Consider the following 15,531-nt stretch of genomic DNA (forward strand, 5'->3'; position numbering starts at 1 on the left):
TGAAGATGAGAAAAAAAGCTACAGCTCATTAGCGCGAGCAATAGCTTCTTTTTGTTTCTTTATTATACTTGTTTTATTTGCCGAAAGTAGAGTCATTGGTTGAAGATGAACTGTTTTTTGTTTTATCTTCATCCTCTGCCAAATCTTTTTTCAAAGACTCTGTATAGGCTGTGCTTCCGCCATAAATGCCGCCGCTTGGCGTTGTCGTGCCGCTTGGCGCGGAAGTTGACGAAGTGCCTGTTGACGTTTCGCTTGATGTGTTGGCTCCGCCGGAAGATTCGCCTACATCTTTTTGCAGCGTATCATTCGCTTTATCAAGCATGTCTTTTTCTTGGTCCATCATTTTCTGTTGGCCTTCAATCGCACCTTTTACCGCTTCTACAGCTTTGTTGACTCCAGGTTTTACTTTGTCGACCATGCCGCCTGATTGTTCATTGAAACGATCCAGTCCTTTTTTCACATTTTCTTTTAAGTTGGTTGCTTGTGAAGTACCGCCTGACTCTGTTTTTTTCTGAGTCATCGCTGCACCAATTACCGCACCTACTCCCAGTAATATCAGCTTGCCGAAAACTCCTCCACCACTTCTAGCCATATCGCGTTCCTCCTCATTGTTAAATTTACTTTTGTCTTAGTATTGACTAAACCTAATTTTTTTAAACATGAAATAAGAAAAAATAAAGACACCTCGTTTAATAAAATGGGTGTCTAAGTAGAGGTCTATTCAGTTGATTTTACCTTCTTGCTGCAATACTTTCTCAAAAGCTGCGACGACTTCTTCATCGTAGTGAGTCCCAATAAGACTTTTAATCTCATTCAAGGCATATTCGGCTGAGAACGCTTTGCGGTAAGCCCGATCTTCTGTCATCGCATCAAACGTATCGCAAACGCCAATGATTTTCGCTTCAAGCAAAATTTCATCACCTTTCAAGCCGAACGGATATCCTCTTCCATTGATTCGCTCATGGTGCTGTTCGACAATGTCTGCAAGGTCTGCGTAAGCCGTTTTACGGATCATAGCTGCACCGTCGCCAGGGTGCTTTTTAATCATAGCAAACTCTTCGTCGGTTAATTTGTTTGGTTTCTTTAACACTTCTTCCGGTATATTAATCTTCCCAATATCATGAAGAATGGCTGCCAAAAGCAAATCTTCCATTTGATTTTTCGGCAAATTCATTTTTGCAGCAGTTTTTACGGATAAGTTAGCCACTCGGGTGCTGTGTTGAAATGTATATTTATCTTTTTTCTCCACTGCTTCGCCGACTTGGCGGAGTTCATTGATTTCGTTGCTGAGGTAATGAAAGGCTGGAGCTGTAGAAATGGAGAGGAGGATTACATCCGTTTTTGCTATAAATTGGACAATTCCCTCTAGATTTTTCGCTGAAAAAACATCGTCTTTGCCAAGAACCACTTTATCGCCATTTATTTCTGTTTCAATTTCGCCAGTTAAAATATAATAAAACTCCTGGACATCTGATTCCTCACCAGGAAAAAGAACAATCAAACTATCTTTTTGAAAAGCTTGCTTAATAAACTCAATTCCTTCGCCGCGGCCTAACAAACTTAAAGTAGTCGATCCGTTTTTCACTTTCTCCAAGTATCCGTTCTTTAAAATGTCCAAGCCTTTCACTATTACACGCCCTTATAAAAAATATGAGAGTATAGATTCTCTATACTCTCATATTACTTCAACTATTCTTTTTTAGCCAACTGATTTTACCAGCCCACTACACGCAATGGATCAATCAAAGCTACACGGTCCGCAAATTGCACGGGAACCCATTCGATTTCTACTTCAATGCCTGCTTTTGACGCTTTTTCAACGCCTTTTTGCGTCATGTCCTGAGTCTTATGATCCAAGTCAGAAATCAGTTTAACTGTTTCCTCTTCGAACTTTTGTGTCAAGCCTTCTACTTTTTTCTCGTCTTTTGCTTTCGCGGCATCTTCGACGTATTTGTCATACAGCTCATACGATTTTTCTTGAGCTTTTTCAATTTCGTCATAGATTTGAGCATTTGTTTTTTCGATTTCAACTAATGCCTTTTCTACGTCTGGGCTAGCCGGAGCTTCTGCAGCAAACGCTGAAGTGCTTGCCATGAAAGCTAAGACCAAAGAAAACAATACAGCCATCATACTTTTTTTCAACATGTTTTTTCCTCCTCATCCTTGTCAATGTAGCGATTCCCGCACTTTTTGAATGGTAAAATAATGCCGACTCTAAAGGTGCCTTCATTATGTATAATAAATTCAAACCGCGCAGTCTCACTCATAACTAGTATAGACGAACTAGGTACAAAGGACAATATATTTCTAAATATTCTCTTAATTTAATTAAAAATTTAATTAATTTCCAATTGCCTACATAAAAACCAACCAGAAGTGAATTCTGATTGGTTCTTATTCACGGAAGTACAGTCGCCCCCATCAAAAAGCGGTCGCATTCCCTGGCTGCTTCACGCCCTTCGTTGATGGCCCAAACGATTAAGCTTTGGCCGCGGCGCATATCGCCTGCCGCAAAAACACCTTCCTCATTGGTCGTGTATTTGCCGTATGCCGCTTTAACGGTAGAATCGGCGTTCGTTTCGATAGCGAGCTGGTCAATCAATTGCTGCTCCGGCCCATTAAATCCGATAGCCAACAGCACCAAGTCCGCTTTCCATACTTTTTCCGTGCCTGTAATTTCTTCACGGATGCGGTTGCCTTGAGCGTCAATTTTCAGTTTCACGTTGACTGTATGCACTTCTTTGACGTTGCCCTCGCCATCGCCGGTGAATTTCTTCGTCATGACCGCATACGCTCTCGGATCTTCTCCAAAAACAGCGGCCGCTTCTTTTTGGCCATATTCAATGCGATGAATTTTTGGATACTGCGGCCATGGATTGCCGACTTCGTCGCGAACGGCTCCTTTTTTGTCATAAACATCGAACTGAACGAGGCTTCTGCAGTTATGGCGCACAGCAGTCGCCAAGCAGTCAGTGCCCGTATCGCCGCCGCCGATGACAATGACATCTTTCCCCTCCGCAGAAATATACTGGCCGTCTTGCAAATTGGAATCCAGTAAGCTTTTTGTGCTGGAATGAAGAAAATCCATGGCAAACTCTATTCCTTTCAATTCCCGGCCTTCCACTTGGATGTCTCGATGCACGGTTGCTCCCGTGCACAGAATGACGGCATCAAAATCGCTGCGCAATGCTGCTGCAGGAACATCTTTGCCTACTTCTGCATTGGTGATAAAGCTTATGCCTTCTTGTTCAAGAATATCGACGCGGCGCTTTACGACGTCATAGGATAATTTCATTTCAGGTATGCCGTAAGTCAGAAGTCCGCCGACTCGGTCGCTTTTTTCAAAAACGGTAACCAGATGCCCCGCTTTGTTTAACTGGGCAGCTGCTGCAAGTCCGGCGGGACCGGAACCGATGACCGCCACTTTTTTACCGGTGCGGCTTTTTGGCGGTTCGGGCACGACCCACCCTTCTGCAAATCCCCTTTCGATAATTGAACGTTCGATCGTCCTGATGGCAACAGGCGGTTCGTTGATTCCCAGCACACAGGCGCTTTCGCACGGCGCCGGGCAAGCGAGGCCTGTAAATTCCGGAAAGTTATTCATGACGTGTTCGCGGCGCAGCGCTTCTTTCCATTGTCCCCGGTAGACTAAATCGTTCCACTCGGGAATTAAATGGTAAACCGGGCAGCCGGTCGTTGCTCCGCTTATCTCCATTCCGGATTGGCAAGTCGGCACGCCGCAGTCCATGCAGCGCGCGCCTTGTTTTCTCACTTCGTCTTCAGACAGCGGGACCGTATAATCCGTCCAATCGTTGACGCGTTCTGCCGGATTTCGCTCCTTGAATGTTTGGCGTTTATAATCCATGAATCCAGTCGCTTTCCCCATCGTATCCCTCCCATACCGCTAACGAACCGTTGCCAGCCCGTCAACCGGCTGCTAGTTATTTTCCGGCTCCCGCCATTTTGCTTTCTTCAAATGCCGCCATTTCTGCATCAAACTTGCTCATGCCCCCGCTTTGCAGCTGGCTGATGCGTTCGTTGATTTTCAAGTACGCTTTCGGAATAACCCGAATAAATTTGGATGCGAAAATGTCCCAATGCGCCAAAAGGCGTTTGGCGTTTGCGCTGCCTGTATATGCTTCATGCTTTTCAAGCATAAGGCGGAGGTCTTCAATTTCGGCAGGCTCCGCCAATTCCTGCAAATGCACCATCTCCGGATTGCATCTGCCTGCAAACAAGGTGTCTTCATCGAGCACATACGCAATGCCGCCCGACATGCCCGCCGCAAAGTTTTTTCCGGTTTTGCCGAGTATTGCAACTCGTCCTCCCGTCATGTATTCACAGCCGTGGTCGCCGACGCCTTCGACCACAATATCGGCCCCGCTGTTTCGAACAGCGAAGCGTTCTCCTGCAACTCCGTAAATATATGCTTCACCGGCAGATGCCCCGTAAAAGGCGACATTCCCGATAATGATATTTTTCTCTGGAATAAAGGTCGAATCGTTTGCTGGGTAGACGATGATTTTCCCGCCCGACAGCCCTTTTCCGACAAAATCATTGGCATCGCCAATTAACTTCAGCGTCATGCCTTTTGGGATAAAGGCGCCGAATGCCTGTCCCGCTGATCCTTGGAAATTAAAATTGATCGTATCTTCCGGCAGCCCTTCCGCTCCATAGCGCTTGGAAACGGCGCTGCCGATGATCGTCCCGGTTGCCCGGTGGATATTCCGAATCGCCGTCGTCACTTCCACGCGCTCCCCGTTCTCAATCGCTTTTCGGCTGCGAGGCAGCAATTCTTGGTAATCAAGCGTTTGTTCGAGCCCGTGGTCTTGTTTGACGGTTGCATAGCGGCCGACTTTTTCAGGCAGGTCCGGCTGGTAAAGAAGCGCCGACAAATCAAGTCCGCCAGCTTTCCAATGATCCACCGCCCGGTTAGCTTCAAGGACATCGGTGCGGCCAATCATTTCATTGATTGTGCGGAAGCCAAGCTCTGCCATTAGTTCGCGCGTTTGCCTTGCGATAAAGCGCATAAAATTGGCGACATGTTCCGGATCTCCCATGTATTTTTTGCGCAGCTCCGGATTTTGCGTCGCAATGCCGACCGGGCAAGTATCCATATGGCAGACGCGCATCATGATGCAGCCGAGCACCACAAGAGGGGCAGTGGAAAAACCGAATTCCTCTGCTCCAAGCAGCGCCGCCGTAACCACGTCGCGCCCCGTCATCATTTTGCCGTCTGTTTCCACAACAATCCTGTCGCGCAACCCGTTCAGCAGGAGCGTTTGGTGCGTTTCCGCAAGCCCGATTTCCCAAGGTAGCCCTGTGTGCTTCAAACTCGTCTTCGGCGCCGCACCGGTTCCGCCGTCATAACCGCTGATCAAAACAACGTCCGCACGCCCTTTCGCCACACCCGCCGCAATGGTCCCAACGCCGACTGCGGATACGAGCTTGACGCTGATGCGGGCAGACGGATTGGCATTTTTCAAATTGAAAATCAGTTCAGCAAGATCTTCAATGGAATAAATGTCGTGATGAGGCGGTGGGGAAATCAGTTCCACTCCCGGAGTCGAGCCCCGGACTTCGGCAATCCACGGGTATACTTTTTTGCCGGGCAAATGGCCGCCTTCTCCAGGTTTCGCCCCTTGGGCCACTTTGATTTGAATTTCATCGGCATTCACCAGATAATGGCTCGTGACGCCAAAGCGGCCGGAAGCCACTTGTTTGATGGCGCTACGGCGATTGTCGCCGTTATCGTCCGGCGTAAAACGTGCGATTTGTTCGCCGCCTTCTCCGGAATTGCTTCGTCCGCCGATGCGGTTCATCGCAATCGCCAGTGCTTCGTGTGCTTCGGCGCTGATCGAACCGTAGGACATAGCCCCTGTTTTAAAGCGGGCACAAATTTCTTCTATTGATTCTACTTCATCAATTGGGACTGGCGTCTGTTTTTTAAACGACAGCAAACCTCGGATGGATTGCAAATTGGCTTTTTCATCCGTCAGCAGCCGGGTGTATTTTTGGAACGCTTCATAATTGTTTGTCCGGCAAGCTTGCTGGAGCATATGAATAGTAACGGGATTGTATTGGTGGTCTTCGCCTTTTTCGCGGTATTGGAACTCGTCTCCCGCATACAGCGACCGGTTGCCGCCTTCTCTTTCCGGATAGGCTTGTGCATGGCGCATCAATACTTCTTTTGCAATGATAGCTATTCCGATGCCGCCCAGGCGGGACGACGTTCGCGTAAAGTATTTATCTATGACATCCATATGAATGCCAACCGCCTCGAAAATTTGGGCGCCCCGGTAACTTTGAATGGTGGAAATCCCCATTTTCGACAACACTTTCACAATGCCATCCGTGATTCCTTTAATGTAGGTTTGTTCTGCTTGTTCAAAAGTGACATCGACAATGTCATTCATGGCAATCAGCTCTTCAATTGACCGAAACGCCAAATAAGGATTGATCGCTTCTGCCCCGTAGCCCAGCAAAGCGGCGAAATGATGGACCTCCCGCGGTTCAGCGGATTCCAACAGGATGCTGACTTTTGTCCGGACGCCTGCACGGATCAAATGATGATGCAGACCAGAAACCGCAAGAAGCGACGGAATGGCCGCAAACTCCCGGTTTACTCCACGGTCGCTCAAGATCAGCAGCGTGGCACCACTTGCATGCGCCGCGTCCGCTTTTGCAAACAACGATTCCAGTTCCTGTTCCATGGCTTCGTACCCGCCTGCTGCAGGAAATAAAATCGGCAACGTGACCGCTTGAAATTCGTTGAGGCGCTGTTGGCGCAATGCCTCAAGCTGTACATTTGTTACGATGGGGGTTTCCAAACGAATATGGCAGCTGCTTTCCGGCCCCGGTTCAACAAGATTGCCTTCTGCCCCAATGGTCGTGCGTGCAGCGGTGATTACATGTTCCCGGATGGCATCAAGCGGCGGATTCGTGACTTGGGCAAAAAGCTGTTTGAAGTAGTTAAATAGGAGCTGCGGTTTTTTCGACAATACAGCAAGCGGTGAATCATAGCCCATGGAACCGACCGGATCTTTCCCTTCTGTCGCCAAGGGCTTGATGATTTTTTGCAGCTCTTCTGTCGTATAGCCAAAGGCTTGCTGTTGTTCAAGCAACCCTTCCGTTTCTGTGTAGCTGGGTTTGGAAGTTGGCTCAGGCAAGCTGTCTAAGCTCAGCATATGGCTCTCCAGCCAATCTTTATACGGGTATTCGGCCGCAATTTGCAGTTTGATTTCCTCATCCGGAATAATTTTTCCTACTTCCAAATCGATGACCAGCATTTTTCCCGGCTGCAGGCGGTCTTTGGAGACAATATCGTCGGCAAATATATCAAGCGCTCCAACTTCCGAGCCGAGCACGATCATGCCGCTTTTGGTGACGTAATAGCGTGCCGGACGCAAGCCGTTGCGGTCTAAACAAGCTGCAATTTGCTTGCCGTCTGTAAAGACGAGCGCTGCCGGACCATCCCAAGGCTCCATCAACGTACTGTGATATTCATAGAAGTCCTTTTTCTCTTGCTTGATTGTCGGATCATTTACCCAAGGTTCGGGCACCATCATCATGGCAGTATGGGCAAGGGAACGGCCGGATAAATGAAGAAATTCAAAACAATTGTCAAACATCGAGGAGTCGCTTCCTGTTTCATCAATGACAGGCAACACTTTTTGAAGCTCGAGTTCATTAAAATAAGGAGAGGTGCAAAGCGCTTGGCGCGCGCGCATCCAGTTGACGTTTCCTCTCAACGTGTTAAATTCGCCGTTGTGGATGGAATACCGATTTGGATGGGAACGCTGCCAGCTCGGAAATGTATTGGTGCTGAACCGGGAATGGACAAGCGCGAGCGCCGACTTGAATTCAGGGTGATTTAGATCGATATAAAACGAATCCAATTGTTCGGGAATGAGCATGCCTTTGTAGACAATTGTGCTTGAAGAAAGGCTGCTGAAGTAAACATCTTTATACTCCTCAGCGCTTTCCATTTCCCTCTCGATCCGTTTGCGGATTACATACAGCTTGCGCTCAATCGCTTTGTGGTCATTTAGCTCTTTTGCTGCTTCAATGAATAATTGGCGTATAACCGGTTTTGTTTTTTGCGCTACTTTTCCAACAAATGCATCGTTTACCGGAACAGCGCGCCATCCTAAACACGTCTGGCCTTCCTCAGTGACAATGCGCTCCATGATTTCTTTTGCTTGGATCCGGATATCGTAATCTTGCGGCATGAAAACCATGCCGACGCCATATCTTCCTTCTCCAGGCAATTGAATGCCTTCTTTTTCACATTGCTTGAGGAAAAAACGGTGCGGAATTTGTGTTAAAATTCCCGCTCCATCGCCTGTACTGGTATCCGAAGACTGCCCCCCACGATGTTCGAGGTTGCAAAGGATGTTAATAGCGTTTTGAACAATCGCATGCGAGCGTTCGCCGTTTATATTTGCAATCATCCCAATTCCGCATGCTTCATGCTCTTGGTCCGGATGATAAAGCCCTTGCTGGACGGGGTATTCTTTCTTTTTCATGAAATCGCCTCCTTTAGTCCACTAAAGTGTCACAATATTCGTATAGTATATCACAGCATTGCATAAATATAAAATTCAAACAGTTGCAAATTATCGATTTATTTGTAAACGCTTACATTTAATATTGTTGTGGCAGCTTTTTGGCGCTCAAAAATAAAAAAAAGCCCCTTTGGTTAGGGACTTTTTCGTTTGTATTTTATTATTTTTAAATAACTTTAAACGCTTGGATGGCTGTCAGGAAAGGCTCTCCGTACTTCTCAAGTTTGTTGGCTCCGACGCCGTTGACTTCCAAAAATTCATCTTCGTTCTGCGGCCGGCGTGCGCACATATCCTGCAAGGTCTTATCCGAAAAAATAACAAACGGCGGCACGCCTGCTTCATCCGCCAATTGCTTCCGCACTTTCCGCAATTCTTCAAAGAGCGGGTCGTTATCCGAAATTTGTTTCGTAATCACCGCTCCTTTGCGCAGCACTTTTCGTTTACCTAAAAGCACGTCCCGACCGCCATCGGGTACGTAAACGGTTGGGTAAGCGCCTTGTTCCACAGCGAGCAAATCTTGGGAAATCATAAATTCCATTAAATTCGCTACTTCCTTTGTGCTTTGATGCTTTAAAATGCCATACGTAGACAGTTTGTCAAAACCAAAATCCAGCACTTTTTTATTCCGTGAACCGGTCAGCACTTGCGCGGTCATCATCTTGCCGAATTTCTGCCCCATCCGGACAACGCACGACAGCACCATTTGAACGTCTTTCGTCACGTCCTGGCTTTCCCGTTCATCAAGGCAATTGCCGCAATGGCCGCACGGTTGTGCCGCCAAGTCGCCAAAATAATGAATGATGAATTGCTGCAGGCAGTTTTCCGTATGGCAATAGTCCACCATGCCTTGGAGTTTCACCAGTTCACTCGGAATCCGGCTCGGATCCTGCGCCTGATCGATTAAGAACCGCTGGGTTTGAACGTCTTGAGAAGCATATAAGACGATGCATTCGCTCGGCAAGCCGTCCCGCCCGGCGCGCCCGGCCTCCTGGTAGTAGCTTTCCATATTTTTCGGCAACTGGTAGTGAATCACATAGCGAATATTCGATTTGTCGATTCCCATACCGAATGCGTTGGTTGCGACCATAACGGTCACTTCATCGTTCAAAAATTGCTCTTGCCCATTCTTCCGCTCGATGTCCGGCATGCCTGCGTGGTATTTTGCGGCTTTAATGCCTTTTTTAAGCAGCATGTCGTAAACCGCATCGACCGTTTTTCGGGTAGCCGCATAAATAATGCCCGCTTCGCTAATATTTTTCTGTACGTATTCTTTCACAAAGCGTTCACGGTCCTGCCCGCGGATAACGGAAAACGTCAAATTGGCGCGTTCAAAACCGGTCATCACTGTATGCTGCTCTTCAATATCCAAAATGCGGCAAATGTCTTCACGCACTTGAGGAGTCGCTGTAGCGGTCAAAGCCAAGACCGTCGGATTGTTTGGAAACAAATCCACCATCCGGCTGATCAGCCGATAGCTCGGCCGGAAATCATGGCCCCATTGCGAAATACAATGCGCTTCATCCACGGCAATTAACGGTACATGAACACCCTGCAGTTCATCCAGAAACATTTGCGAATCCAGCCGCTCCGGCGCGATATATAATAATTTGATGGCGCCGCGCTGAACATCGTATAGGGTTTCCCGCACTTCCTCGAAATCGAGCGAACTGTTGATGTACGCAGCCCGAATGCCCGCTGCCGTCAGCGCATCCACTTGGTCCTTCATCAACGAAATCAGCGGAGAAACCACTATGGTCGTACCGTCCATGACCAAGGCTGGTATTTGGTAGCACATAGATTTTCCGCCGCCTGTTGGCATGACGCATATCGAATTATGCCCTTCAAAAACTTGTGAAATCGCCTGTTCCTGCCCCGTCCGGAATGTCTCATATCCAAAATACGACTGCAATAACTTTCTTGCTTCTTCCAACAAAATTAAACACTCCCATAGCTCATATCGTGAACTTAGCTTACCACAAATCCGCCTCATTTTTCTTTCTGCGGAATTATCAAAACGGGTTTTAATTCGGTCTATATAAGCTGAACTTTAGAATTTTCCTTCTATACACCGCTTCGAGACATTAAAGAGTGCTTCTTTTGCGCAAGCTCGCCGCAAAGGTGTTTTGCTGAATAGCAGCAACCCATTAATAATGATGTTCAACTTATAGAGAAAAACAAGCTAGCTGCCTAGAGGTCACGGCAGCCAGCTTGTTATTTCACTTTTTCCAATATAAAAAAATAAGGCTGTTTATCGCCTTTCCAATCCATCATGCAAAACAGCAGCCCGTCATGGACTTTCCGGAAGTGATCGTGAATCGGCAAGTTGTCATAAATCATTGCCGCGCTCACTTTTCCGCGGAAGCGCATCATGCGCATCCGTGCTTTGCCGCCCATCGCTTTAGCCAATTTCCGCTTATCCATTAACGGAACCGGATCCACCGCAATAATATCGTCGCCTTTTTCAAATAAGAGGGGATCCACATTTTCTGCATCATGAAACGCTTTTCCATACCAATTTAACGATTTCAGCACACCGTCCAGTGGATGGCCGGTGTGGAATTCTCTCCCTTTCCAAGTGCCGAGAAGTGTTTCCAAATCGACCGTTTCACACTGGTCAAACAATTGGCACGCAGTGTGCAAATCCGACCCGCCTTTTTCTAAAACCGCCCGAAGCACTGCTGTTGAATTCATTTGGTTCATCCGTATGTGGCCTCCCAGTCAAAAAATCTGTTCAATTGCCCATTCCGTTTGTGTACGAATTGCAGAATCTTCCTTACTTAAGCCACCAATCTTTGCTTTCGAAATCTGCCACGTACTTGGCATACTTAGTTAATGCTTCTTCTAGCGCCAGCTCGTTTTTGGCAAGCATTCGCTGCCTCGCTTTTTTCCTCTTGAACCTTAAACCGTAAGCTTTTTGTGCGTCGTCGTATGCTTTTTTCAATTCGCTGAACTCCGCTGCTACTTCTCCATCCCGATCGACCAATAAAGAAGCCAATAATCCCACCTTCTGATAAAGTTCTTCTATTGTATAGCGCTCACGATCTCTGTAAAGAAGGCCCACGACAATGCAGCTTGGCAATTCTTCATCCACGCCTGTTGCCAACTCTGTCAACAATTCGATCATCACACGCCGATTGCTGGCTAAGGACAGCACGTAAAAAACATGGGGAATTTCTTCAATAGGGTTTTCAGCAATAAACTCGTCAATTTTCTTTATTAGCTCGGCAGGCTCGATATGGCCAATGAGCATGGCTAAGCGATACGTTTCATATAAGATATAGCGTTCCATTGGCGTCCACCTGCTTTTAGCTAATTGAAATTCCGTTATTCGGTGTCTTCCCTTTTATTTTATCAGATTTTTCTGACCAGTCTGCATTAAATGCTCCTGCTAATGCCTATTTTAAGAAATGTTCTCAAAAAAGTGCCCCTGCCAGTAATTGCAGATATGGCAAATGAAAGCTTATGCAGAGCCTGATTTAAAGCAAAAATGCCTTGCCTCAATTAAGAGACAGGCATTTTTTCATAAAATAAACCTATTAAACAGTTGCAACGCCATAGCTTCCCATACGGCGTTTAACTTGAATGTATGAAGCGGCTTCAGCAATTTCTTTTTTATTCAACGGTTTATTGTCAAGCAGAAATGTATATTCATTTAAAACGGTTGTATTTTGAATGTCCACATTAATTGTTCGCTCGACACGCCCAAGCAACACATCAACCGACACATTAAAATAATCCGCTAATATAGCCAAATGGCTGACTGAAACTTGTTTTTTTCCGCTCTCATAAGCCCAAACGGTGCTTTTTGCAAAGCCAACTTCTTCTGCTAAAGCTTCTACAGTAGTTCCTTTTTGCTCTCTAAATTTTCTAAGTCGTTCCCCTAGTTCTTTCATCTCTCGTTCCAACTTTCTCTATTAAATTCTAACTATTTAAAATATACTGCATTATAAGACAAAATACAATATATTTGTATAATTCTTTTAAAAAATGTGAATATTTAGTGAAATATTACTTTATTCTGCTTTTGTTCATGTGATTTTTCTTGATATAATACTTTGATTCTCCTGATTGTCGTAAAACTAGTATTTTCCTATTAAAATCACTATAATTAAGGTTGCAAAATAAAAAGTAAATTATTCAGACAATAGAAATGATGCAATAAATGATTTGGGAATATTTTCTTGCAAAGTATGTGACAAAGCCTATTCTCCTAGTTTTAAAAATTATTTTGATTTTTTTAATTAAAAAAAGTATTATAGTAACATACAATAAAAGGAGGTTGTAAGATGTCTGACAAATACACGCGCCAAGATATTGTAAACAGCGTGCCCCAAAAAGGATTTTTTGGACACCCTAAAGGGTTGTTTACTTTATTCTTCACCGAATTCTGGGAGCGTTTTTCATATTATGGTATGAGAGCAATTCTTGTTTATTACATGTACTACGAACTTTCACAAGGCGGCCTGGGGCTCGATCAAACCCTTGCCCTTTCGATCATGTCGATTTACGGTTCCCTGGTTTACATGTCGGGAATTATTGGTGGATGGCTCGCCGACAGAGTATTCGGTACGTCAAAAGCAGTTTTTTACGGTGGGATTCTTATTATGCTTGGCCATATCGCTTTAGCGATTCCGGGCAGCATTACCACGTTCTTCATTTCAATGGTGCTGATTGTTCTTGGTACGGGATTATTGAAACCGAACGTATCAAGCATTGTTGGGGAAATTTATGCGGAGAAAGATGAACGCCGCGACGCTGGTTTCAGTATTTTCTATATGGGCATCAACTTGGGGGCTTTCATTTCTCCATTAATCGTCGGGAAAGTTGGAATGGACATTAACTTCCATCTTGGTTTTGCCATTGCAGCGGTCGGGATGTTTTTAGGTCTTATCCTTTTTGCAGCGACGAAAAAGAAAAACCTTGGTTTGGCCGGCACGCAAATTGCCAGCCCATTATCTCCAACTGAAAAGAAAAATTTCATCAAGATCTTTATCGGCAGTGTGGTTGTTTTAGCTGCTGTAGTCTACTTTGGTTTAGAATATGGTTTCTTGACGTTTGACAGCTTTATCGCCGCTGTCGGTATTCTCGGCATCTTGATTCCGACTATGTACTTTATCGTCATGTACCGCAGCAAAAAAACGTCGGAAGTTGAACGCTCTCGCGTTTTGGCCTATATTCCGTTGTTCATTGCCGCTGTTATGTTCTGGTCCATTCAAGAACAAGGCTCTACTATCCTTGCAGCTTACGCGGATACACGCACTGATTTGAATTTCATGGGCATGGATATTTCGCCTGCCTGGTTCCAGTCACTGAATCCATTGTTCATCATTACCTTGGCTCCAGCTTTTGCATGGCTCTGGGTAAAACTTGGAGCCCGCCAGCCATCCATTCCGCGGAAATTTTCACTCGGTTTGTTGTTTGCCGGTTTATCGTTCTTGGTCATCTTGCTTCCGGCGTACTTCGGCGGACCCGATGCTTTGGTAAGTCCGCTCTGGCTGGTGCTTAGTTACTTGATTATCGTGCTTGGCGAATTGTGTTTATCGCCTGTCGGTTTGTCCGCAACGACAAAACTGGCGCCGGTAGCATTCTCGGCACAGGCAATGAGCTTATGGTTCTTGTCTAACGCTGCAGCGCAGGCACTCAATGCGCAGCTTGTGAAATTTTACTCGCCTGAAAATGAAATGATGTATTTCGGAGTGATCGGCGGAGCTTCCATCGTTCTCAGCGTGATCTTGTATCTTGCTTCTCCGTTTATCCAGCGCTTCATGAAAGGCGTACGCTAAGAACTAAAAAATGCCCGCCGGCAGAATTGCCGGCGGGCATTGAATTTGTAGACAAAAGAATTTTCATCAAAATTAGGAAGTATTTATACATGAATAGAAGTGAAATCCCGAATCCTACGTTACAGCCGGACGCTTGCCGCGGGCTCGCGCCGAACTAACTCAGGCGGATGCCCGAGTGGATTTCGGCACTTCGCTATCCCGCAGGCGTCGCCGGCTTACGCTCCGGATTCTAAGTGTAGAAGGGATAAGAAGCGATAAACTTTTTTTGCATGTAATAGGTTACTTCCATTAAATGTCTTGCCACAAATTCGAAGCGACGCCCCAACCGAGTCGGCCACGGAGACTCCTGTGGGCCCAGCACGAGCCGCAGACCCTGGAGCGAGCTGCGCGAGTGAAGCGGCTAAGGCCGTGCCCACGGAAAGCGCAGTGGCCGACTCGGTTGGGATTATTCATTCCTATCCATTAATACTGGAATTCGCCTACATCCTGAATGCCCGACAGCATCTTTGCTGTCAGGCATTTTTTTATTATCAATCCACAATCTCGAGCCCAAGCTGGCGTGCAAAAGCTAAGGCTTGTTCCGGAGACACGCTGCATCCCGCCAACTTTTCAACGGTCACTTGGATGTTTTCAAAGCGGTTCGTGCTTAAATCCACGCCTTTTAAACCCGTTTCGATAAAATTGATGTTATTCATTTCACACGTATGGAACTCCGTACTTTTCAATTCTGCTTCGTAAAAATCGGCAAAGTTCATCATCGATGTCTCAAAACGGACGGTGTTGCATAAGGAAAAACCAAATGTGGCGTAGTTTAAGACACAGTCAATGAATAAGGTGTGCCGGATGCCGGCTTCGGCAAAATTGGTGCCCAGCAACTTGGAATTCCGGAATTCAGTCCGGTGAAAGACGCAGCGGCTGAAATCGGCATTCGACAAATCGCAATTCAGGAACACCACATCCACAAACTCACTGCGCGGCCATACCACTTCCAAAAAATTCACGTTTTCAAATACCACTTTGTCAATATGCATCGCTTCACCTGTTTCAAAGTCGATGGTTTCGTGAGTGATTTTGCAATTGCTTATGTAATGGTCGTCCAGTGCTGCCACAAATTCCATAGTCTCCAAACTTTCTGAAATAATCGGTGCAGATCTTTTTGTTTTTTTCATGCTGTTCTCTCC

11 protein-coding genes are annotated in these 15,531 nt (G+C 46.1%); 1 reads left to right on the top strand and 10 read right to left on the bottom strand.

Annotated elements, in window-relative coordinates; genetic code table 11:
• Window positions 1–73: 73 nt before the first annotated feature.
• The 9 genes from ACRRQV_RS09100 to ACRRQV_RS09140 all read right to left on the bottom strand — a co-directional run bounded on the left by ACRRQV_RS09100 (window position 74) and on the right by ACRRQV_RS09140 (window position 12,460).
• Complete coding sequence (locus ACRRQV_RS09100; protein ID WP_432529947.1) at window positions 74–592, bottom strand: hypothetical protein; 519 nt, start codon at window positions 590–592, stop codon at window positions 74–76.
• 129 nt (window positions 593–721) lie between these two features.
• Window positions 722–1,627, bottom strand: a complete 906-nt coding sequence (locus ACRRQV_RS09105) for an HD domain-containing phosphohydrolase (protein ID WP_432529949.1) — start codon at window positions 1,625–1,627, stop codon at window positions 722–724.
• 86 nt (window positions 1,628–1,713) lie between these two features.
• Window positions 1,714–2,145 carry a hypothetical protein gene (locus tag ACRRQV_RS09110; RefSeq protein ID WP_432529951.1) on the bottom strand — a complete coding sequence of 144 codons (432 nt, stop codon included), beginning with the start codon at window positions 2,143–2,145 and terminating at the stop codon, window positions 1,714–1,716.
• A gap of 253 nt (window positions 2,146–2,398) precedes the next feature.
• Window positions 2,399–3,886 (bottom strand): glutamate synthase subunit beta, encoded by a 1,488-nt coding sequence (locus ACRRQV_RS09115; RefSeq protein ID WP_432529952.1) that lies wholly within the window; start codon window positions 3,884–3,886, stop codon window positions 2,399–2,401.
• A 55-nt stretch (window positions 3,887–3,941) separates the two neighbouring features.
• Window positions 3,942–8,528 (bottom strand): glutamate synthase large subunit, encoded by a 4,587-nt coding sequence (gene gltB, locus ACRRQV_RS09120; protein WP_432529954.1) that lies wholly within the window; start codon window positions 8,526–8,528, stop codon window positions 3,942–3,944.
• Window positions 8,529–8,733: 205 nt separating this feature from the next.
• On the bottom strand, window positions 8,734–10,500 hold the full coding sequence (gene recQ, locus ACRRQV_RS09125) for a DNA helicase RecQ (RefSeq protein ID WP_432529956.1): 1,767 nt from the start codon (window positions 10,498–10,500) through the stop codon (window positions 8,734–8,736).
• Between the two features lie 278 nt (window positions 10,501–10,778).
• Complete coding sequence (locus ACRRQV_RS09130) at window positions 10,779–11,267, bottom strand: DUF4334 domain-containing protein (protein ID WP_432529958.1); 489 nt, start codon at window positions 11,265–11,267, stop codon at window positions 10,779–10,781.
• 73 nt (window positions 11,268–11,340) lie between these two features.
• A complete protein-coding gene (locus tag ACRRQV_RS09135; protein ID WP_432529960.1) occupies window positions 11,341–11,856 on the bottom strand; it encodes a hypothetical protein in 516 nt (171 codons plus the stop codon).
• Between the two features lie 247 nt (window positions 11,857–12,103).
• On the bottom strand, window positions 12,104–12,460 hold the full coding sequence (locus ACRRQV_RS09140) for a helix-turn-helix domain-containing protein (RefSeq protein ID WP_432529962.1): 357 nt from the start codon (window positions 12,458–12,460) through the stop codon (window positions 12,104–12,106).
• Between the two features lie 393 nt (window positions 12,461–12,853).
• Between ACRRQV_RS09140 and ACRRQV_RS09145 the strand changes: the two genes are divergently transcribed.
• Window positions 12,854–14,350: a peptide MFS transporter gene (locus ACRRQV_RS09145; RefSeq protein ID WP_432529964.1), complete on the top strand. Its 1,497-nt coding sequence runs from the start codon at window positions 12,854–12,856 to the stop codon at window positions 14,348–14,350.
• Between the two features lie 530 nt (window positions 14,351–14,880).
• On the opposite strand, the gene ACRRQV_RS09150 is transcribed toward ACRRQV_RS09145, so the two are convergent.
• Window positions 14,881–15,519 carry a pentapeptide repeat-containing protein gene (locus ACRRQV_RS09150; protein ID WP_432529967.1) on the bottom strand — a complete coding sequence of 213 codons (639 nt, stop codon included), beginning with the start codon at window positions 15,517–15,519 and terminating at the stop codon, window positions 14,881–14,883.
• Window positions 15,520–15,531: the final 12 nt, after the last annotated feature.

Origin of the sequence: Planococcus sp. YIM B11945 (assembly GCF_050864155.1) — a bacterium.
GTDB lineage: Bacteria > Bacillota > Bacilli > Bacillales_A > Planococcaceae > Planococcus.